Source organism: Actinoplanes sp. NPDC051494 (assembly GCF_044454705.1).
GTDB lineage: Bacteria > Actinomycetota > Actinomycetes > Mycobacteriales > Micromonosporaceae > Actinoplanes.
In genome coordinates, this window is record NZ_JBITDZ010000001.1 from 1,209,047 (window position 1) to 1,230,809 (window position 21,763).

Annotated in this window: 15 protein-coding genes; 7 read left to right on the forward strand and 8 right to left on the reverse strand. The window is 70.7% G+C overall.

Annotated elements, in window-relative coordinates; translation table 11 throughout:
* Positions 1-44: 44 nt before the first annotated feature.
* The 7 genes from ACIA6A_RS05610 to ACIA6A_RS05640 all read right to left on the reverse strand — a co-directional run bounded on the left by ACIA6A_RS05610 (position 45) and on the right by ACIA6A_RS05640 (position 10,597).
* Positions 45-1,451, reverse strand: coding sequence for a chitinase (locus ACIA6A_RS05610; RefSeq protein ID WP_396096179.1), 1,407 nt, complete (start codon positions 1,449-1,451; stop codon positions 45-47).
* Positions 1,452-1,533: 82 nt separating this feature from the next.
* Entirely contained in the window at positions 1,534-4,731 is a 3,198-nt protein-coding gene (locus ACIA6A_RS05615) for a cyclic nucleotide-binding protein (protein WP_396096180.1), read from the reverse strand.
* A gap of 213 nt (positions 4,732-4,944) precedes the next feature.
* Positions 4,945-6,639, reverse strand: a complete 1,695-nt coding sequence (locus tag ACIA6A_RS05620; RefSeq protein ID WP_396096181.1) for a trypsin-like peptidase domain-containing protein — start codon at positions 6,637-6,639, stop codon at positions 4,945-4,947.
* 82 nt (positions 6,640-6,721) lie between these two features.
* Positions 6,722-8,281, reverse strand: coding sequence for a sensor histidine kinase (locus ACIA6A_RS05625; RefSeq protein ID WP_396096182.1), 1,560 nt, complete (start codon positions 8,279-8,281; stop codon positions 6,722-6,724).
* Between the two features lie 6 nt (positions 8,282-8,287).
* The gene (locus ACIA6A_RS05630; RefSeq protein WP_396096183.1) at positions 8,288-9,001 is read right to left on the reverse strand and encodes a response regulator transcription factor; all 714 of its coding nucleotides are present in this window, start codon (positions 8,999-9,001) and stop codon (positions 8,288-8,290) included.
* A gap of 67 nt (positions 9,002-9,068) precedes the next feature.
* Positions 9,069-9,767, reverse strand: coding sequence for a lysophospholipid acyltransferase family protein (locus tag ACIA6A_RS05635; RefSeq protein ID WP_396096184.1), 699 nt, complete (start codon positions 9,765-9,767; stop codon positions 9,069-9,071).
* A 65-nt stretch (positions 9,768-9,832) separates the two neighbouring features.
* Complete coding sequence (locus ACIA6A_RS05640) at positions 9,833-10,597, reverse strand: GNAT family N-acetyltransferase (RefSeq protein WP_396096185.1); 765 nt, start codon at positions 10,595-10,597, stop codon at positions 9,833-9,835.
* A gap of 151 nt (positions 10,598-10,748) precedes the next feature.
* Here ACIA6A_RS05640 and ACIA6A_RS05645 point away from each other — a divergent pair, with 151 nt between their 5' ends.
* The 7 genes from ACIA6A_RS05645 (at position 10,749) to ACIA6A_RS05675 (ending at position 20,766) form a co-directional block, all read left to right on the forward strand.
* A complete protein-coding gene (locus tag ACIA6A_RS05645) occupies positions 10,749-11,669 on the forward strand; it encodes an ABC transporter ATP-binding protein (protein ID WP_396096186.1) in 921 nt (306 codons plus the stop codon).
* Entirely contained in the window at positions 11,666-12,490 is an 825-nt protein-coding gene (locus ACIA6A_RS05650) for an ABC transporter permease (protein WP_396096187.1), read from the forward strand. The genes ACIA6A_RS05645 and ACIA6A_RS05650 overlap by 4 nt, the downstream gene beginning before the upstream one ends.
* 166 nt (positions 12,491-12,656) lie before the next feature.
* Positions 12,657-16,373: a multifunctional oxoglutarate decarboxylase/oxoglutarate dehydrogenase thiamine pyrophosphate-binding subunit/dihydrolipoyllysine-residue succinyltransferase subunit gene (locus ACIA6A_RS05655; RefSeq protein ID WP_396096466.1), complete on the forward strand. Its 3,717-nt coding sequence runs from the start codon at positions 12,657-12,659 to the stop codon at positions 16,371-16,373.
* 85 nt (positions 16,374-16,458) lie between these two features.
* Positions 16,459-16,638 carry a DUF6104 family protein gene (locus tag ACIA6A_RS05660; RefSeq protein WP_396096188.1) on the forward strand — a complete coding sequence of 60 codons (180 nt, stop codon included), beginning with the start codon at positions 16,459-16,461 and terminating at the stop codon, positions 16,636-16,638.
* A 129-nt stretch (positions 16,639-16,767) separates the two neighbouring features.
* Entirely contained in the window at positions 16,768-17,487 is a 720-nt protein-coding gene (locus tag ACIA6A_RS05665) for an AAA family ATPase (RefSeq protein ID WP_396096189.1), read from the forward strand.
* A 94-nt stretch (positions 17,488-17,581) separates the two neighbouring features.
* Complete coding sequence (pta, locus tag ACIA6A_RS05670; RefSeq protein ID WP_396096190.1) at positions 17,582-19,654, forward strand: phosphate acetyltransferase; 2,073 nt, start codon at positions 17,582-17,584, stop codon at positions 19,652-19,654.
* Positions 19,651-20,766 (forward strand): acetate/propionate family kinase, encoded by a 1,116-nt coding sequence (locus tag ACIA6A_RS05675; RefSeq protein ID WP_396096191.1) that lies wholly within the window; start codon positions 19,651-19,653, stop codon positions 20,764-20,766. Before pta ends, ACIA6A_RS05675 begins: the two co-directional genes overlap by 4 nt.
* Here ACIA6A_RS05675 and ACIA6A_RS05680 read toward each other — a convergent pair.
* Positions 20,759-21,661 carry an NADP-dependent oxidoreductase gene (locus tag ACIA6A_RS05680; protein ID WP_396096192.1) on the reverse strand — a complete coding sequence of 301 codons (903 nt, stop codon included), beginning with the start codon at positions 21,659-21,661 and terminating at the stop codon, positions 20,759-20,761. The two genes, ACIA6A_RS05675 and ACIA6A_RS05680, sit on opposite strands and share 8 nt — an antisense overlap.
* Positions 21,662-21,763: the final 102 nt, after the last annotated feature.

Here is a 21,763-nt window from a genome sequence, read left to right on the forward strand (position 1 = left end):
CCCTGGATCTCCTCCGAAGCCGTAGCCCCGGAGGAGATCATCGATCAGCCGAGACCGTTGAGGTACGGCTCGTGGGAGTTCTGGAACTCGTAGCCGTAGAACTTGTCCCAGTTGATCGACCAGGTCATCAGGCCGCGGAAGTTCGGGTTCGTGCCGCTGCGGACCGTGTACCCGCCACAGTTCGTGCCCTTGACCAGGCAGGTCACCGCCTGCTGGACGCCTGCGGGGGCGACGTAGCCGTTGCCCGCGCTGACCGAGGACGGTGCGCCGAAAGCGATCTGGTCCTCGCGCAGGGCCGGGAACACGTTGGCGGTGTTGCCGGCCACCGGGAAGCCGGCGAGCAGCATGTCGGTCATCGCGATGTGGAAATCGGCGCCGCCCATGCTGTGGTACTGGTTGTCCAGGCCCATGATGGACCCGCTGTTGTAGTCCTGGACGTGCAGCACCGTGATGTCGTTGCGCATGGCGTGGATGACCGGCAGGTAGGAGCCCGCCCTCGGGTCCTGGCCGCCCCACGGGCCGGAACCGTAGTACTGGTAGCCGAGCTGCACGAAGAACGTCTCCGGTGCCATGGTGAGCACGAAGCCGGCGCCGTACCGGGCCTTGAGGGACTTCAGCGCCGCGATCAGGTTCACGATCACCGGCGTGGTGGGGTTCCTGAAGTCGGTGTCACCGGTGTTCAACGACAGCGAGTGGCCCTCGAAGTCGATGTCGACACCGTCCAGGCCGTACCGGTCGATGATCGCGCTGACCGAGCTGACGAACGTGTCGCGGGCCTGGGTGGTGGTGAGCTGCACCTGGCCGTTGGCGCCGCCGATGGAGAGCAGCACCTTCTTGCCCGCCGTGCGCTTCGCCCGGATCGCGGCGATGAACGCGGCCTCCGACTCGACGCCGGGGCATTCCGCGGCCGGGCAGAGCGTGAAGCGGATGTCACCCGAGGTCGCCGACGTGGGCTCGCCGAACGCCAGGTTGATGATGTCCCAGTCGGCCGGTACGTCCGCCATCTTCACGTAGCCCGAGCCGTTGGCGAAGCTCGAGTGCAGATACCCGATCAACGCGTGCTTCGGAAGGTTGGAAGAGGGCGGCGGGGTGGTAGGAGGAGGGGTCGTGGGAGGAGGGGTCGTGGGAGGAGGGGTGGTCGGCGGCGTCGTGGGGGGCGTCGTCGTCGGCGGTGGCGTGGTTCCGCCGCCACAGGTGCCCTGGTCGGCCCAGACGTCCCACTGGCCGCTGTGCGTGGCCGGGCTCTCGTTCTGGGTCCACCACTTGGCGGTGTAGTTGTGGCCGGACTGCGAGGCGCTGTTGCCGTTCGTGTAGACGGCGGTCGCGCTCCATGGGGTGGCGCACGCGACGGCGGCACTGGCGGACGACGCCACGTACACAGCGGAGCCGGCCGCCGCGAGGATCGCGACGGCCGACAGGGCTACCGAGCGGGGGAAGGGGGATCGGCGCATGGGGATGGCCTCCACGTCGTTATATCGACAGTGGCCCAATTATTAAGACTCTTAACTTATTCTGTCCATAGCGTGGCGCCGATCAATCCGTCCCGTCCGAGGAGGGGACCGAGAACGAGATCGAGGCCTCGCCGGACGCCGACTGGGTCGACTCCGGCGGCGGCGTGGTGGTCGGCGGTGTCGTCGCGGGCGGCGGCGCCGGAGGCGTCGTGGTCGGCGCGGTGGTGGCCGGCGTCGTGGGCCGGGTGGTGACCGGGGCCGTCGTGGGCCGCGTGGTCGGGCGGTTCGTGGTCGGCCGGGGTGCGTCCGGCTCATCCGGCTCGTCCGGTTCCGCCGGCTCCTCGGGATCCGTGGTCTCCTCCGGATCCGTGGTCGCGTCCGGCGTGATCGACGGCGCCACCGAGGCCGGGACCGACTCGGACGGCGCCGGCACGACCGGGTCCGGCACGACCGGGTCCTCGGACGGCTCGTCGCTCGGGGTCTGGCTGGGCGATCCGGCCGGCGGTTCCACCTTCTCGCCGTCGCCGCAGCTCAGCGACGACACGTCGACCGGTGCCGGGGTGCCCGCGAGGTACACCCGGCCACTGGCGACGCTGACCGCCCTCGGGTCCACCGCGAACCAGGCGGCACCGTTGTTGGTGACCTCGCCGGCGGTGCCCTTGACGCTCAGCACGAGCGGCTCGTAGGCCCCGCTGGTGCTGCCGGTGTCGGCGAGCACCCGCCCACCGCGCAGGCTCAGCGCCGCGTGCGGGATCCGCTCACCGCCGGTCCGGGTGCCGAGCTCGCCGATCTCGACCTCGGTGCTCGCACAGATCAGCACCGCCGAACCGCCCTGGAACGTGAGGCGGGCCGAGGCACCGGCCGGGATCTCCAGGCTGGCGCCCTGCTCGAGGTAGCGCCGGCCCCCCGCGGCGACGGTCACCTTGGCGCCTTCCACGGTCGCGGTGATCGTGCCCTTGTCCGCGGTGAGCATGGCCCGGTCGGCGGCCATCTCCGCCCACGCCGGACCGGACCGGAAGTTGAGGCCGGTCAGCACCAGCGCGGTGATGAGCACGAACACGACCAGCAGCCACATACGGCGCTCGAAGCCACGGTCGGCGTCCGGGTTCTCGATGCCCTCGGGCGGTCCGGGCGGTGCTGCCAGCGGCGGGTACACGCCGGCCCCGGCTCCGGAACCGGGTCCACCGGGTACGTGATGCGGGTCCCCCACCAGCGGCGGCAGGTCGGAGGCGTCGGGGATGACCCAGAGCCGGGTCGGGGTCCGGGTCTGGGCGACCATTCCCGGGTTGCCGTCGCCGACCGGGCCGATGAGCGTGCCGCGGCGCAGTTCGGTGCCGTCGGCCATCGCGATCACGCCGGAGTCGACCACCACCGCGTGGGTGGGGCCGTCGAGCATGACCGGCTCACCGGGTTCGAGGTCGAGCGGGTGCGCGGACGCGATGAGCGCGAGCCGCTCGTCCCCGGCCAGGTCGGACAGCGCCGGGGTGTCGGCGAACAGCGCCTCGGCCTCGGCCCGGTCGGCCGGCGGCGGGCCGGGCAGCGGGCCGATGACGGCCGCGACGGTGGCGGTCGGCACGGACAGCAGGGTGGTGCCGGCGGTGTGCCAGTCCAGCGCGGTCGAGCGGCCGGTGAGCGCGTTGGCGAGGCCGACGATGCCACCCGCGCCGACGTGGTGGCGGACCGTGCCGCCGGGGTCGCCGGGCTTACGGGCCTGCATGGCACCGTCCACGACGACGTAGACGGCCTGCTGGGCGGTGCCGGAGACGACCATCTGGGTGCCGGTCGCCGGTCGCAGCCAGCGGGCCCGGGCGGCCAGGCCGGCGAGTTCGGGTTCCGGCAGACCGCCGAGATCCGAGCTGCGCAGCGCGGCGAGCCGGCGCGGCAGGTCGTCCTCACGACGCTTCTCGGCCGCCTTCAGCCGGAACCGCCGCCACCAGCGGGCCAGCCGGGCGAACCCGAGGCGGATCAGGGGCGCGCAGAGCACCGCCAGGATCGCGAGGAGCAGGAGACGCCCGCCGATCCCATCGTTCCAGAGCCCGGTGCCCAGACCCGAGATGCGATCGGCCCAGATCCGGTACGCGACGTTCACCGCGACGACGACCCAGAGCACCGCCAGCACCCCGTACAGCGCGACGATCTTGCCTTCCCGGTCGAGCGCACCCCATCCCGGGGTACGGCCGCGCAGCCGCCCGGACATCCAGGAGAGCCCCCGCCCGCGCAGCCCGGGGATCTCGAGCCAGTCCATCAGCAGGTAGCTGCCGTCCAGGGGCAGGAACGGGTTGGCGTGGAACAGCACGTTGAGATACCAGAGGAACGCGAGCTTGAACGCCAGCGGGCCCAGTGCGGGCACGACGAGGGCGATCAGCTGCAGCGAGCCGGCCAGCACGAGTGCCGTGGCGGGTCCGGACGCGGTGACGAGCAGCCGGGCCCGTCGTCCGGCCATCCAGGCGTCGGTGGTGTCGACGAAGACCGACGGGATCCCGTACGAGAAGGACAACCCGGCGGCGGGCACCCGGCGTCCGGCGCGTTTGACCGCCATGGCGTGACCGAACTCGTGGCAGCCGACGGCGACGACGTTGAGCAGGACCAGGACGAGCGCGCCGAGCAGGTAGGAACTGTCGCTGAGGAAGATCGACTGGCTGCCGCGCCACCAGGTGACGGCGAAGATCCCGAGGCCGGTCAGCGCGAACACGGACAGCACGATCGCGGCGACCCTGCCGAAGAAGAGCCGGCCGCCGGCCCTGTAGAGCAGGGTCATCAGCGGGTCGACGCCGACGACCAGCGCCCGGCGGCCCCGGGCGGCGGCGAGCACACCCCGGCCGACCCGTTCGGGCAGCGGCGCCCGGGCGTCGTTGCGCGCCGGACGGAACGCCTCGAGGGGCAGGTCGTCGAGCATGTCGTTGGCGGCGAGGTCGGCGACGACCCGGCGGACCTGGTCCGGGGCGAGCCGGCCGGCGAGGCGGGCGAACTCGGCGACCAGCCGGGCGACCGTGTGCGAGCCGTCCATCATCAGGGCGAGTTGCCACTCGTCCGGAGTCAGCCGCAGGTAGCAGGCGCGGCCGCCGTCGTCCGGCGAGCGGAGCATCACGTACGTGTTTCCCCGCGCGCTGTCCAGCCCGACGGCTTCGATGCCGGGACGCAGCACGGGGCGGGCCCGTGCCGGGTTGAGCCGGTCGACGACGGCGCCCCAGAGTTCGGGGTCGGCGGGTCCGAGCGGTTCGCCTGGCGCGCGTCCGGCCAGGGCTTCCCAGACGCTGGTCCGGGTATCGACGTAAGTCACTCGGGTCGGCCTTCCACTCCGCTATAGCGAATGGAGACTAGGCGGTCGACCGGCCTCAAGGCGAGCCCCCATTTTGGCGTCCGCCAGGAGATATCGCACAGAGTGGACATAAGGATGCGGTGGGTGGGCCGGACCAACCCCCTTGGCCCCGCCCTCCCACCGCATCCGGGGAGGTGGCACCGCTCGATGGCCCGAGCGGTGCCGGTACGTCGCTCAGGCGGCCTCGGCGAGCGTCGCGTTGACCGTCTGCTCCTGGCCGTTACGGGTGAACGTGATGGAGATCGTGTCGCCGACCTTGCCGCCCTGCACGATGGCGACCAGGTCGTCGGAGTCGTTGACGACCTTGCCGTTCACCGTCTTGATGACGTCGCCCTGCTCGAGGCCGGCCTTGGCCGCCGCGCTGTTCGCGGTGACCTGGCTGACCTGCGCGCCGCCGCCCTCGGCCTCGGCGACGCTGACGCCGAGCGCGGGGTGGCTGACCTTCTCACCCTTCATCAGGGACTCGGCCACGGTCTTGACCTTGTCGCTCGGGATCGCGAAACCGAGGCCGATGTTGCCGGAGCTCGAGCCCGACGTGGCGATCGCCGAGTTGATGCCGATGACCTGGCCGTTCGTGTTGACCAGGGCACCGCCGGAGTTGCCGGGGTTGATCGGGGCGTCGGTCTGCAGCAGGCCGGACATCGACGTGGTGCCGGCCGTGGACTGCTGCTGTTGCTGCTGCTGTCCCCCGAACGGGTTCTGCGGGGCCTGCTGCTCCTGCTGCTCTTCCTCGCTGCTGGACTGGATCGTGCGGTCCTTGGCGCTGATGATGCCCTCGGTCACCGAGCCTTCGAGGCCGAGCGGGCTGCCCAGGGCGAGCACGGTGTCACCCACCTGCATGTCGGCACTGGACCCGAGGGTGGCGGGCTTGAGGTTGGCGACATCGCTGACCTTGACGACCGCGAGATCCGTACGCGGGTCGGTGCCGGTGATGGTTCCCTCGGCCTTCTTGCCGTCGGCGAAGATGACCGTGACGGTCTTGCCCTGCGCGGTGGCGACGACGTGGTTGTTGGTGACGATGTAGCCGTCGGAGTTGAGCACGACTCCGGAACCCTCGCCGCTCTCCGTGGTGATCGAGACGACGCTGTCCTTGACCGCGGAGACGATCTGCGCGAGCGAGGAGCGGTCGACCACCCGGGTGACGTCGGAGTTGCCGGTCAGCACGGACGTGGAGCTGCCCTTGTCGTCGAACGCGAGCACGGTGGCCGCGCCGACACCGCCGGAGGCGAGCGCGATCAGCACCGCGATCGCACCGGCCACGAAGATCTTGCGACCCCGGCCGGCCTTGGCCGGGTCGCGCTGCTCGACGGTGCCGACCGAGGTGGCCCAGATCGGGGTCTCGGCCTGCGGGGTGCCGTTCCACTGCTGCTGGTCGCCGGCCGGCGGGACGAAGCCGGGGTACTGGGGCTGACCGGAGATCTGCGGCTGGGGCTGGGGCTGGTAGCCGGCGTATCCGGGCTGCGGCTGACCCGGGTAGGGGTGCTGCTGCCCGCCGCGCTGCCACGGCGACCCGAGCCACTGGCCGGGCTGCTGGTGCGACGGCTGACCGGGGTAGGGCTGGCCGGGCTGACCGGGGTAGGGCTGACCGGAGAGCGGCTGGCCCGGGTACGGCTGCCCGGGGTAGGGCTGGCCCGGCTGGCCGGACAGGGGCTGGCCGGTCACCGGTTCTTCGGGGCTGGGCTGGGCGGACACGGCGGGCTGGGCGGGCGGCGACTGGGGGGCCGGCTGGTATGCCGCCTGCTGCACCGTGTCGTCGGACGTCCCCCGCGCCGGGCTGCTGCCTTCGTGGGAAGCTTCCGCGGGCCGGTGCGACTGCTCCTCGGGCGAGGAGTCCTCGTGCCGCTGCGGGTTGGTCTCGTACTCGTTCATGTCCACAACATTGCCCCCGGGCGCTCCGACTGACCTGTGTTACTCCTGGATGTTTTCTGTGAATGGCGGAGTGCCCGGAAGGTCAGGATTCATCCGGTACGAGAGCGGGCAGCGTGACCCGGAACGCGGCACCCTTGCCCGGCTCGCTGATGACCTCGACGGTGCCGTGGTGGGCCCGGACGATGGCGGCCACGATGGCGAGCCCGAGACCCGTACCGGTGGCCTGCCGGTCGGTGCGGCGGGTTCGCGCCTCGTCCGCCCGGTAGAACCGCTCGAAGACGTGTTCGCGCTGCTCAGCACTCAACCCGGGACCCGTGTCGGCGATCTCCACGACCGCCCGGTTGCCCGGTGCGGTGGACAGCGTCAGGGACACCGACGCCTCCGGTGGGGTGTGCACCAGGGCGTTGGTCATGAGGTTCCCGATGACCTGCCGGAGCCGGGCGTCGTCGCCGTACGCGACCAGTTTCTCCGGCGAATCGCGGACCTCCAGCTCGATCTTGCGCTCCGGCGCGACGGCCTGGGCCGCCTGCACGGCGTCCAGCGCGAGCACAGGAAGCTCCACCGGGGCCAGCGTCACCGGGCGTTCCCGGTCGAGCCGGGCGAGCAGCAACAGGTCCTCGACGAGCAGGCCCATCCGGGACGCCTCGTCCTCGATGCGCCGCACGAGCTTGGCGGTGTCCTCGGGACTCGTGACCGCGCCCTGGCGGTAGAGCTCGGCGAACCCACGGATGGACGTGAGCGGCGTACGCAACTCGTGGGAAGCGTCCGCGACGAACTGCCGCATCTTGCCCTCGGAGCGCACCGCCCGGGCCTCGGACGCCTGTGCCGCCTCGGCGGCGTCCCTGGCCTGGGACTCCGCTGCCCGCGCGGCGGTCTCGGAGAGCGCCCGGGCGGTGAACGCGGTCTCGATCTGGGCGAGCATCGCGTTCAGTGCCCGCGAGAGCCGGCCCAGCTCGGTCTGCGGCTCGCCCTCGTCGGGCTCGGGATCCGGCACCCGCTGGGTGAGGTCACCGGCCGCGATCGACGCCGCGGTGCGTTCGATCTGCACCAGCGGGATCAGGCTCTGCCGTACGATCGCCGCGCCGACCGCGGCCAGGGCGAAGAGCACCCCGGCGCCGACCAGGATGTCGACCCAGACCAGCCGGGTGATCGCGTCGTCGATGCCGACGAGCCGCTGCGCGACGTGCAGCACCGTGCCGTTGTCCTGGTAGGTGATCAGCATCCGCCAGTGCACGGAGTTGTCCGGCGAAACGACGGTGTACGCGGCGTTGAGGTGCCGGTTGACGTCGGCGAGCCCCTTGACCAGGGGCGGGAGCTGCTCGGCACCCAGGCTCGCGTCGTAGTACAGGTCGTCCGGGCTGCCGACGCCGTCGACCGAGGTCGCGAAGACGTAGTAGTCGGCCGGCAGTATCACCTGCTGGTTCCACTTGAGGCTCTGCAACGCCTTGGTGAACTGTTCCAGCTGCGCGTCGAGCCGGCCGATCATGTAGTTGTGCAGGGCGTACGTGCTCGCCGCGCTGATCAGGGTGAGCGCGGCGAAGACGAGGGCCAGCACGGACGCCACGAGTTTGGTGCGCAGCGACACCCGGCGCAGCCCGGTCTGCAGGGGGACGTGGCCGCGGACCCGTTCGGAGAGTTCCACCGGGGCTCAGGCCGCGGGTTTGCGCAGCACGTACCCGACGCCGCGGAGCGTGTGGATCAGGCGCGGTTGCACGTTGTCCACCTTGCGCCGCAGATAGGAGATGTACGACTCCACGATGTTGTCGTCGCCCCGGAAGTCGTACTTCCACACGTGGTCGAGTATCTGGGCCTTGGAGAGCACCCGGTTGGCGTTGAGCATGAGGTAGCGCAGGAGCTTGAACTCCGTCGGCGACAGCTGCACCCGCTGGCCGGCGCGATAGACCTCGTGCGTCTCCTCGTCGAGCTCGAGGTCGGCGAAGACCAGGCGCGAGGGCTCCTCGTCGCCGGCCGAGGTGCGCCGCAGCACCGCCCGGATCCGGGCGGTGAGCTCCTCGAGGCTGAACGGCTTGGTGACGTAGTCGTCGCCGCCGAGGGTGAGCCCCCGGATCTTGTCGTCGGTGCTGTCGCGGGCGGTGAGGAAGACGACCGGGGTCCGGGCGCCGCCCTCGCGCATCAGCCGGATCACCTCGAAACCGTCGAGGTCGGGCAGCATGACGTCGAGCACCACGAGGTCGGGGGTGGCGTTCTTGGCCGCGGTGACCGCGGCGCTGCCGCTGGTCGCGGTGCTGACGTCGAACCCGGCGAAACGCAGGCTGGCGGAGAGCAGCTCGAGGATGTTCGCGTCGTCCTCGACGACGAGCAGCTTTGCTTCGCTCTGCTTTGCCTGGGTCTGTGTAGCCATAGGGTCCATCTTCACGCAGGTCGCTGCGCTCTTGCTGCACAGTGCCTGAAAGTTTTCTGTGAGCCCGCTAAGCGGCGAGGCCGAATCGCACCGCGTGCACCCCGGCGGAGGCCTGGGCGGCCCGGGCCAGCACCCGGCGGTCGGCGCCCGGTTCGGGGATCAGCGCGGGTGCCCCGACGAGCGTCACGGTGAGTCCGCGCAGGGCGACCACCCGGCGTACCGAGGACCATAGCGTGTCGTCACCGACGAACGCTGCGGACGGCGACCCGTACCGGATGGAGATCGGCACGACCGGCACCCGCGCGTCGGCCGCGGCCTGGAAGACCGCGGGCCGGAAACGCCCGCGTTCGGTGCCGCAGAACGTCGTACCCTCGGGAAAGACCGCGACCGAGTGACCGGCCCGCAGCGTCGCGGCGACCTCGGCCACCGCCGCCGGCAGCTGCCGGGGCCGGGACCGGTCCAGGAAGATCGCCCCGCCGGCGCGCGCGATCAGGCCCACGAACGGCCAGGTGGCGACCTCACTCTTGGCGATCACCCGGGACGGCGTCACCGCGAGCAACGCGAGCACGTCCAGCCAGGAGACATGGTTCGCGACCAGCAGGCTGCCCGGACGCGGCGCCGGGCCACGCCACACCAGCTTCACCCCCATGGCCGCGAGCAGACCGCGGGCGATGGTCCGCAGGGCGGCACCACGCAGCGGCAACACCAGGAAGACACCGCTGATCAGTACGACCGCAGCGGCCGCCAGACGCACCAGCCTCGTCACGTGCGGCACGGTGGCGTCCCCGCCCGGCCGGCACTGGTCCCCGCATTCGGAAACAGGTCGCCACATCATCGCGTCGCTCCCAGGAAGTGGCGGCGGTAACGGGGGTCCATCCGGTCCATGGAGAAGAGCACGTAGAAGTCGGCGCAGTTGAAGTCCGGGTCGTAGGCGGGCTCACCGCAGATCCAGCTGCCCAGCCGCAGGTATCCCTTGAGCAGCGGCGGAGGCTGGATCCTCGGGTCGCCGGTCAGCGACGTCCCGGCGAGCCAGTTCCGGCGCGGCTGGACCCGCAGCGCGGGCGGTGAGAGGTGCTTCGCCCGGACCCGTTCCCAGACCGCGGCGGCGGTGTGCCCACCGTCGTCGAGCGGGACCGAGGCGCAACCACCCAGCCAGCGCAGGTTGTTCAGGTGCAGATACCGGGCCAGGCCGGCCCACATCAGGTTGACCACGGCGCCGGAGCGGTGATCGGGGTGCACGCAGGAGCGGCCGGTCTCGACCAGCTGGTCGCGCAGCGGGCGCAGGCCGCTCAGGTTGAACTCGCCGTCGCCGTAGCGCCGGCCGGCGCGCTCGGCGCCCTTCGGGGTCATCATCCGGTACGTGCCCACGACCGCGCCGGTCGTGTCGTCACGGACGATGAGGTGGTCGCAGAAGTCGTCGAACTCGTCGACGTCCCGGCCGTCCGGGGTGGCACCGTGCAGCCTCGCGCCGAGCTCGCCGGCGAAGACCTCGTGGCGCAGCCGCTGCGCCGCCTCGACCTGATCGGCGCGGTCCGCGATCAGGAGGGTATAGCCGCTGGTCCCGGTGGGTGCGACAGCGGTCATGAGTACCGTCATGTGACCTGTGTAACGGCCGTGGCTGCCGTCGGCGTGTCGCGCTTGGTGGCACCGGATGACGGATGAATGAACGCCGAGCGCGCGTACCGGGCCGCTGACCTGGCGCCGACCCGGTAGTTTGATCCACCAGGCTACGGGGAGGAACGGGAACTTGACGGGCAGTTCAGGGGAGATCGTGGTCTCCCATCTCACCAAGCAGTACAAGCAGCTGAGGGCCGTGGACGACCTCTCGTTCACCGTGCGCCCCGGCCGGGTCACCGGCTTCCTCGGCCCCAACGGCGCCGGCAAGACCACCACGCTGCGGATGATGCTCGGGCTGGTCCAGCCGAGCTCGGGCGGCGCGACGTTCTCCGGCGTCCGCTACAACGACCTCGACGAGCCGATCCGGCATGTCGGCGCGCTGCTGGAGGCATCCGGCGCGCACAAGGGCCGCACCGGCCGCAACCACCTGCGGATCATCGCGACCGCGGCGGGCCTGCCCAAGGAGGCCGCCGACGAGGCGCTCGCCCGGGTCGGGCTGACCCCGGCGGCGAAGCGCAAGTTCAAGGGCTACTCGCTCGGCATGAAGCAGCGGCTGGGCATCGCCGCGGCGCTGCTGGGCAACCCGCAGGTGCTGATCCTCGACGAGCCCGCCAACGGACTGGACCCCGAGGGCATCCGCTGGATGCGTGACCTGCTCAAGGCATTCGCGGCCCAGGGTCGTACCGTCCTCGTCTCGAGTCACCTGCTGGCCGAGATGCAGCAGCTCGCCGACGACGTGGTCATCATCGCGGCCGGCAAGCTGGTCCGGCAGGGCCCGGTGGGCGACGTGCTGGGTTCGATGGCCGGCGGCGCGGGACTCGTCCGGGTGCGCACGCCGCAGCCCGCCGAGCTCACCGCCGCCCTGGGTGAAGCCCAGGCCACCGTGCAGGCCCTGACCGACGGCGCGCTGTCGGTGGGCGGCCTCGACACCGCCCGGATCGGGCACATCGCGTTCACCGCCGGCGTGGAGCTGCACGAGCTCACCGCCGAGAAGGCCGACCTGGAACAGGTCTTCCTGCAGCTGACGGCCGGAAAGGCGGGAATCCGATGAGACTGCTCCGGGCCGAACTTCTCAAGATCCGTACCACCAGCACGTGGTGGGTCTTCGGGCTCATCTCGCTCGTGCTCTGGGCGTTGACGCTGGGCTTCAACTGGCTCTCCACGTACACCCTGCTCGACATGGACACCACCGACATGAGCGGCGACGACGTCGAGCAGATCCGGGCGGCGGCCGACGTCGTCAACGTGGCGGCCAACCTCTACACCAACGGCCAGTTCTTCGGCCTGCTGATGGTGATGCTGCTCGCCGCGATCCTGTCGACCAGCGAGTTCTTCCACCAGACGGCCACCACCACGTTCCTGCTGACCCCGCGCCGGGAGTCGGTGGTGTTCGCCAAGCTCGGCGCCGGCGTCGTGTTCGGCGTGCTGTTCTGGGTGGTCACCACGCTGATCAACCTGATCGTGACGCCGCTCGTGCTGACCTCGCTCGACACCGCCTCCCAGCTCGGCGAGGGCGCGGTGTGGAGTGCGATCGGGCTCAACGGGCTCGCGTACGCGCTCTGGGCGATCCTCGGGGTCGGGTTCGGCATCCTGATCCGCAGCCAGCTCGGCGCCACCATCACGCTGAGCCTCGTGTACGTGATCGGCTCGCTCGGCGCCACGACGATCTTCGCGGTGATCGGTGACCGCTGGGGCGACTGGTTCCAGGAGCTCCAGGTGGCGATCCCGTCACTGGCGTCGCAGCTGATGGTCTCCGGCACCGATCTGCCCGGCAACCCGCCCCGCTGGGTGGGCGCGGTGGTGCTGATCGCGTATGCCGTGGTAGCGGGCGCGGTGGGTACCTTCATCACGAAGAAACGCGACATCGCGTGACGTAACCGACGCCTCACACGTCTCGCTTCAGACTCATCCGTTGAGCACAGACCGGACGTCGGCATGGCTACGCCGGACTCACGGCGTAGCCTTGACGCCGAATCCCTTCGTCCCGGTGTGACGAACGTCGCGTGCTGACAAGATGGTGAAAGAGGCGAACACGGAAGTGTCGACCCAGCAGACTTCGCATGAAAATCCCCTCGCGGACTTCGGTCCGAACGAGTGGATCGTCGACGAGATGTACCAGCGCTACCTGGCCGACCCCAACAGTGTCGATCCGGCGTGGCACGATTTCTTCGCCGACTACAAGCCGGCCATGGCCGAGGGCTCGATCGTGACGCCCGACGAGGCCACGGCCGCCAACGCGAAAAAGACCGCTGAAAAGGCCGGCACCGACGCGCCCGCGGCCACGACAGTGGCGCCGGTGAAGCCGACGGTGCCGGCCCCCGCCGCTCCCAAGCCGGCCGCGGCGGCGGCGGCGCCCAAGCCCACCCCGGCGAAGCCCGCCCCCGCCACCCCGGAGGCCGGCGCCAAGGTCACCACGCTGCGGGGCGTCGCCGCCCGCATCGTGCAGAACATGGACGCCTCGCTGACCGTGCCGACCGCCACCTCGGTGCGCGCCGTCCCGGCGAAGCTGATGGTCGACAACCGCATCGTGATCAACAACCACCTCTCCCGCGGGCGCGGTGGCAAGGTCAGCTTCACCCACCTCATCGGCTGGGCGCTGATCCGGTCGGTGGTCGCCAACCCCGAGATGAACAACTCGTTCGCCCAGGTCGACGGCAAGCCCGCCCTGGTGCAGCCCGAGCACATCAACCTCGGCATCGCGATCGACATGAAGAAGAAGGACGGCTCGCGCTCGCTCGTCGTGCCGTCCATCAAGAACTGCGAAAAGATGGACTTCCGGCAGTTCTGGCAGGCGTACGAGGACGTGGTCCGGCGCGCCCGCCGCAACGAGCTGACCATGGAGGACTACACCGGCACCACGATCTCGCTGACCAACCCCGGCGGCATCGGCACCGTGCACTCCATCCCGCGGCTGCTCACCGGCCAGAGCGCCATCATCGGCGTCGGCGCGATGGAATACCCCGCGCCCTACGCCGGCATGTCCGACGAGATGCTCACCGACCACGGCGTCAGCAAGGTCACCACGCTGACCAGCACCTACGACCACCGGGTCATCCAAGGTGCACAGTCCGGCGAGTTCCTCAAGGCGATGCACGAGTTCCTGCTCGGCGAGCACTCGTTCTACGACGACATCTTCACCGCGCTCCGGATCCCGTACGAGCCGGTGCGCTGGGTCCGTGACGTCGCCCGGACCTCCGAGGGCCAGATCGACAAGGCCGCCCGGGTCGTCGAGCTGATCCACGCCTACCGGGTCCGCGGCCACCTCATGGCCGACACCGACCCGCTGGAGTTCGAGATCCGGCGCCACCCCGACCTGGACGTCCTCCAGCACGGGCTGACGCTCTGGGACCTCGACCGCACGTTCCCGGTCGGCGGTTTCGGCGGCAAGCAGAAGATGAAGCTGCGCGACGTCCTCGGCGTGCTCCGCGACACCTACTGCCGCCGGGTCGGCATCGAGTACATGCACATCCAGGGCCCCGAGGAGCGGCGCTGGATCCAGGACCGGATCGAGATCAAGTACGAGAAGCCGGGTTCCGAGGAGCAGAAGCACATCCTCAACCGGCTCAACGCGGCCGAGGCGTTCGAGACCTTCCTGCAGACCAAGTACGTCGGGCAGAAGCGCTTCTCGCTCGAGGGCGGCGAGTCCCTGATCCCGCTGCTCGACGCGGTGCTGGAGTCCTCGGCCGAGGCCGGGCTCGACGAGATGGTCATCGGCATGGCCCACCGCGGCCGGCTCAACGTGCTCGCGAACATCGTCGGCAAGCCGTACGAAAAGATCTTCAACGAGTTCGAGGGTCAGATGGACCCCCGCTCGGCGCACGGCTCGGGCGACGTGAAGTACCACCTCGGCCAGACCGGGAAGTACTCCACGCCCGACGGGGAGCACTCGGCCACGGTCAGCGTGGTCGCCAACCCGTCGCACCTCGAGGCCGTCGACCCGGTCCTGGAAGGCATCGTCCGCGCGAAGCAGGACCGCCTCGACCTGGGCCTGCACGGTTACACGGTGCTGCCGCTGATGATCCACGGCGACGCCGCGTTCGCCGGGCAGGGCGTGGTCGCCGAGACGCTCAACCTGTCGCAGCTGCGCGGTTACCGCACCGGCGGCACGGTGCACGTCGTCGTCAACAACCAGGTCGGCTTCACCACCGCCCCGGAGTACAGCCGCTCGTCGCTCTACTCCACCGACGTGGCCCGCATGATCCAGGCGCCGATCTTCCACGTGAACGGCGACGACCCCGAGGCGGTCGTCCGGGTGGCCAAGCTGGCATTCGAGTACCGCCAGGCGTTCAACAAGGACGTCGTCATCGACCTGGTCTGCTACCGCCGCCGCGGTCACAACGAGGGCGACGACCCGTCGATGACCAACCCGCGGATGTACGAGATCATCGACACCAAGCGCTCGGTCCGCAAGCTCTACACCGAGGAGCTCATCGGCCGCGGCGACATCACCGTCGACGACGCCCAGGAACAGCTGCGCGACTACCAGTCGCAGCTCGAGCAGGTGTTCAAGGCGACCCGCGACGCCGCCGGATCCCCGCCCCGGGTGCGCAACCCGCTGGCCGAGGAGCCGGAGCCGCAGGTCGACACCGCGATCGAGGCGTCCGTCGTCCAGGCGGTCGGGCAGGCCCACCTCGACGTCCCGGCCGGCTTCACCCCGCACAAGCGGGTCCAGCAGCTGCTGGAGAAGCGCGCCAAGATGGCCACCGAGGGCGGCATCGACTGGGGCTTCGGCGAGCTGGTCGCGTTCGGCTCGCTGCTCAACGAGGGCGTGACGGTCCGCCTCGCCGGTCAGGACTCCCGGCGCGGCACGTTCGTCTCCCGGCACGCGGCCATCGTCGACGCCAAGACCGGCGACGACTTCCTGCCGGTGTCCACGCTGGCCACCGGCAACGCCCGCTTCTTCGCCCACGACTCGCTGCTCAGCGAGTACGCGGCCATGGGCTTCGAGTACGGCTACTCGGTGGAGAACCCGGAGGCGCTGGTCCTCTGGGAGGCCCAGTTCGGCGACTTCGTCAACGGCGCCCAGTCGATCGTCGACGAGTTCCTCTCCTCCGGCGAGGCCAAGTGGGGCCAGCGCACCTCGCTGGTGCTGCTGCTCCCGCACGGCATGGAGGGCCAGGGCCCGGACCACTCGTCCGGCCGTCCGGAGCGTTTCCTGCAGCTCTGCGCCCAGGACAACATGCGAGTGGCCAACCCGACCACCCCGGCCAACTACTTCCACCTGCTGCGCCGCCAGGCCCTGTCCAGCAAGAAGAAGCCGCTGGTGGTCTTCTCCCCGAAGTCGCTGCTGCGCCACAAGCTCGCGGTGTCCCCGGTCGCCGACTTCACCACCGGCACGTTCCAGCCGGTGCTGGCCGACGCCGGCATCAACGGCACCCCGCTGGACGCCACCGCGGTCAAGCGGGTCCTGTTCTGCTCGGGCAAGGTCTACTACGACCTGTTCCAGGCCCGCGCCGAACGGGGCAGCACGGACACGGCGATCATCCGCACGGAGCAGATCTACCCGCTGCCCGTCGAGGAGCTCAAGGCCATCCTCAGCCAGTACCCGAACGCCGAGGACTTCGCCTGGGTCCAGGAGGAGCCGGCCAACCAGGGAGCCTGGTCCTTCGTCGCTCTCAACCTCCTCGAACACCTCGAGGGCGTCCGCCTGCGCCGCATCTCCCGCCCCGCGGCGGCGGCCCCGGCGGTCGGCTCGGCCAAGATGCACGAGGCCGAACAGGCCGCCCTGATCGAGGCGGCCCTCCCCCGCCCCTGACCCGAAGAACCAGCCCCTGACCCGAACCAGCCCCACACAGCGCCCCGTCGTCACCGGCGGGGCGCTGTTTTTCTAGGATCAGGCCATGTACTTCACCGACCGCGGCATCGAAGAGCTCGTCCAGAGGCGTGGCGAGGAAACCGTCACGCTCGAGTGGGTGGCCGAGCAGCTGCGCACCTTCGTCGACGGCAACCCCGAGTTCGAGACCCCGATCGAACGCTTCGCCACCTGGCTGGCCCGCGCCGACGAGGACGATGACGAGTAACCCGCCCGCCCTCCCCGCAGCGGCCGCCTTCCCCGCAGCGACCGCCCTCCCCGCGGCGGCCGTTCTCCCTGCGGCCGTTCTCCCTGCGGCCGTTCTCCCTGCGGCGGCCGCTCTCCTGGCAGCGGCCGGGTGATCGGCGATGGGCGGCCGATCCGGCGGGTGGAGCGGGCGGCCGGCACCGAGGTCGACCCCGCCGCGTGGTGGGCGAAGATCCCGGCGATGGCGGCGATCCTGGAGCACGGCCTCAACCTGCCCGCCGGCGTCACCTTTCTCGTGGGCGAGAACGGGTCGGGCAAGTCCACCCTGGTCGAGGCGCTCGCCGCGGCGCACGGCCTCAACCCGGAGGGTGGGTCACGCGACGCCCGCCACAGCAGCCGGGTCACCGAGTCACCGCTCGGCGACCTGCTCAAGGTGGTACGCACCCCCGGGCGCCAGGTCAACTCCTACTTCCTGCGGGCCGAGACCATGCACGGGCTGTACACGTACCTCGAGAACCTGCCCCGGGCGATCGACACCGACCTGCACGACCGCAGTCACGGCGAGGGCTTCCTGGAGCTGCTCGACCGCAAGTTCCGCGGATACGGCTTCTATCTGATGGACGAGCCCGAAGCCCCACTCTCCTTCACCTCCACCCTCGGCCTGCTCGTGCGGCTCGAAGCGCTGCGCGACAAGGGCGCCCAAGTCGTCATCGCCACCCACTCCCCTCTGCTGACCGCGCTGCCCGGCGCCACGATCCTGGAGCTCGGCCCGCACGGCATCCGCCGCGCCACCTGGGACGAGCTGGAGATCGTCGCTCACTGGCGCCGCTTCCTGGACCATCCTGATGCATACCTGCGTGCGCTCCGCTGAGTTATCCACAGGCAGCGCGAGCGGTACACCCGAGTTATCCACAGCAGGGCGAAGGGCCCGGGCGTGATCATGGCCCGGCCGGTAGGTTGGGCACGTGGCAAGCAGCGTGTATGTAGCAGGGTTGGGCCCCGGCGTCGGTAAGGGAACCGTCGCTCTCGGGCTGGTCGAGCTTCTCTCCCGTCAGGTCGCCCGGATCGGCGTCTTCCGTCCCCTGGTGCCCGCGGCCGGCAAGGATCCGCTGCTCACCCTGTTGACCGAGCGCTATCCGACAATCGCCGGCTACGACTCGTCCTACGGCGTGACCACCGCGGAGGCCGCCGAGCTCGTCGCCGACGGCAAGCGGGAGGAGTTGATCTCCCGCATCGTCGAGCGATACCGCGAGGTCGAGCGGCAGTGCGCCTCGGTCGTGGTGATCGGCAGCGACTTCGCCGACGGGCAGGCCAGCGGTGGTGACGAGATGCCCCGGGAGCTGGCGTTCAACGCCCGGCTCGCCAACGAGTTCGGCAGCGTGGTGCTGCCCGTCGTCAGCGGTCAGGGCCGGCGCGGCGACATCAGCGGTGCGGTGCGCTCGGCCTACCACTCGCTGATCGATCTCGACGCGACGGTGCTGGCCGTCGTCGCCAACCGGGTCGACCCGGGGTGTGCCGCCCCGGACGGCCTCCCGGTGCCGGTCTGGGTGATCCCCGACATCCCCACGATCTCCGCGCCGACCGTCGCCGAGGTGGCCGCAGCGCTCGACGCCACCGTCGTGACCGGCAACGACGCCGCACTCGACCGGGATGTCCTCGACTACGTGGTGGGTGCCGCACACGTGCCGGCGCTCCTCGATCACCTGACCGACGGGGCCCTGCTGATCACCCCGGGCGACCGGGCCGACCTGCTGGTCGCCGCGAGCGCCGCGCACGCCGCCGGCAACGTCACCCTCGCCGGGCTGGTGCTGACCATCGGCGAGTTCCCCGACCACCGGGCCGTGCGCGTGATTGAGCGGCTCAACACCGGTCTCGCGATGCTGGTGGTGAAGACCGACAGCTACGACACGATCAACGGGGCCGGCCGGATCGAGGCCAAGCTCAGCCTGGCGACACCCCGCAAAGTCGAGGCGGCACTCGGCGCGTTCGAGGAGCATGTGGATCTCACCGAGCTGACCCGGCTGCTCGACGTCACCCGGTCCTCCCGCGTGACACCGCTGATGTTCGAGAACAACCTGATCGACCGGGCCCGGGCCGACCGCCGGCACCTGGTGCTGCCCGAGGGCACCGAGGAGCGCATCCTGCGCGCCACCGAGACCCTGCTGCGCCGGGGCGTGGCCGACCTCACCCTGCTCGGGGACCCGGCCGAGATCACCCGGCGCGCCCGTGAGCTGGGCCTGGAGATCGGCGGCGCCCAACTGGTCGACCCCGCCACCAGCCCGTGGCGCGACGAGTTCGCCGAGCGCTACGCCGAGATTCGCAAGCACAAGGCCGTCACCCTCGATCTGGCCTACGACGTGGTCCGCGACGTCAACTACTTCGGCACGATGATGGTCGCCGCCGGGCGGGCCGACGGCATGGTCTCCGGTGCCACCCACACCACCGCGGCGACGATCCGCCCCGCTTTCGAGATCATCAAGACGGTCCCCGAGGTGTCGGTCGCGTCGAGCGTCTTCTTCATGCTCCTGGCCGACCGGGTCCTGGTCTACGGCGACTGCGCGGTCAACCCCGACCCCGACGCCGGCCAGCTCGCGGACATCGCGCTGTCATCCGCACAGACGGCGGCGGCGTTCGGCATCGAGCCCCGGGTCGCCATGCTGTCCTACTCGACGGGCAGCTCCGGCAGCGGTGCCGACGTCGAGAAGGTCGCGGCGGCCACGGCGCTCATCCGCGAGCGCCGCCCCGACCTGCCGGTGGAGGGCCCCATCCAGTACGACGCGGCCATCGACCCTGCGGTGGCGGCCACCAAGCTCCCGGAGAGCGCGGTCGCGGGCAAGGCGACCGTGTTCGTCTTCCCGGACCTGAACACCGGCAACAACACCTACAAGGCAGTGCAACGCTCGGCCAACGCGGTGGCGGTCGGACCGGTGATGCAGGGTCTGCGTCGCCCGGTCAACGACCTGTCCCGCGGCGCGACAGTGAAGGACATCGTCAACACAGTGGCTATCACCGCGATCCAGGCACAGGCACGCGCATGAAGATCCTGGTACTCAACTCCGGCTCGTCCTCGGTCAAATACCGGCTCTTCGACGACGGCACCACCGTCGCCAAGGGCCTCATCGAACGCATCGGTGAGGGCGGCGGCGACGCGGCCGACCACACCGAGGCCCTGCAGCGGGTGATGGAGACGGTCGACCTCGACGGGCTCGGCGCCGTGGGCCACCGCGTCGTGCACGGCGGCAGCGTCTTCGGCTCCGCCACGGTCGTCGACGATGACGTGGTGCGGGCCGTCGACGACCTCGTGCCCCTGGCCCCGCTGCACAACCCAGCGGCGCTGAGCGGCATCGCGGTCGCCCGCAAGCTGCTGCCCGACGTCCCGCAGGTCGCGGTCTTCGACACCGCCTTCCACCAGACGATCCCACCGGAAGGCGTCACGTATGCCATCGACGCCGAGCTGGCGTCCCGGTGGCAGATCCGGCGCTACGGCTTCCACGGCACGTCGCACGCCTATGTGGCCCGTGAGACCGCGGCCCTGCTCGGCCGCCCGGTCGACGACACCAAGGTCATCACCCTGCACCTCGGCAACGGCGCCAGCGCCTGCGCCGTCCAGGGCGGCCGCAGCGTGGCGACCTCGATGGGCATGTCACCCCAGTCGGGCCTGGTCATGGGCACCCGCAGCGGCGACATCGACCCCACGGTGATCTTCCATCTGCACAAGGTGGCGGGGCTGCCCCTCGACGAGATCGAGAGCTCCCTGATCCGCTCCGCCGGGCTGCAGGGCCTGACCGGCGACAACGACATGCGCACGACCACGGCCCGCCGCGACGACGGCGACCCGGCGGCCACGCTGGCCTTCGACGTCTACTGCCGCCGCATCAAGGAATACGTCGGCAGTTACCTGGCCATCCTCGGCGGCGCGGACGCCATCACGTTCACCGCGGGCGTCGGGGAGAACGCGCCCAAGGTCCGGGCGGCGGCCCTGGACGGCCTCGCCGCGCTGGGCATCCAGGTCGACCCGGTCCGCAACGCCAACGGCGACCGCGTCATCTCCCCCGACGGCGCCCCGGTGACGGTCTGCGTGGTCCCCACCGACGAGGAGGCCGAGATCGCCCGTCAGGTCGAGGAGAAGCTGGCCACGAGCGTCAGCTGAGCACCAGCGTCAACTTTCCGCCGGGGTGGCCGCCCTCGCTCTCGATGTGGGCGGCGGCCGCCTCGGCGAGCGGGTAACCCTCGCGGTGGGCGATGCGGACGCCCCGATCGGTCACCCATCGGGCCACCTCGGCCAGGGCGGCCCCGGTCTGCTCGCCCCCGGTGGAGTAGGGGATCCCCAGTTCGAAAGCCGCGACGTCGGCGATGGTGATGATCCGGTCCGTCGTGCCCCGGAGCTCGATCGAGGCCGGCAGCATGCCGTGTCCCGCGGTGTCGTAGACCGCGTCGACCGCCCCCGGGGCGACGGCGCGGACCCGGTCCGGCCAGCCCTCGCCGTACAGGACCGGGACGACACCCAGAGACCGCAGGTCGTCGTGATGGCGGGCCCCGGCCGTACCGATCACCGTCACCCCCTTGGCGACCGCGGCCTGGGCCGCGAACCGGCCGGTGGTCCCGCTCGCGCCGTGGATCAGCAGCGTCTCGCCGGCGCGGACCCGCAACAGCTCGAGGTCGCGGATGGCCGCGGCACCGGCGATCGGCAAAGACGCGGCGTCGGCCCAGGTCAGCGCGGCGGGCTTGCGCGCAAGGTTGGTCGCCAGCGCGTACTCGGCGTAGGCGCCGGTGTCCGCCCAGCCGAAAACCTCGTCGCCCACGGCCAGCTCCGCGCCGGGGCCGGCCGCGTCGATGACACCGGCCAGTTCGAGACCGGGCGTGTGCGGCATCGTGACCGGGAAGACATCCCGAATCGAACCCGTGCGGATCTTCCAGTCGATCGGATTGACCCCGGCGGCACGGACCGCCACCCGGACCTGGCCCGGTCCCGGCTGCGGGATCTCGACCTCGGACAACTTCAGGACCTCCGGGCCGCCGTACGTGGTGAAGGTGATCGCTTGCATGGCTCTTGTCGCTCCTTGCTCGGTTCGGCGTTCTGGCTTCGCAAGTCAACGCGGCGATGGGCAGCGGCGGACTGGTCGAACGAGTGGTGTCCGCTAGCCGGA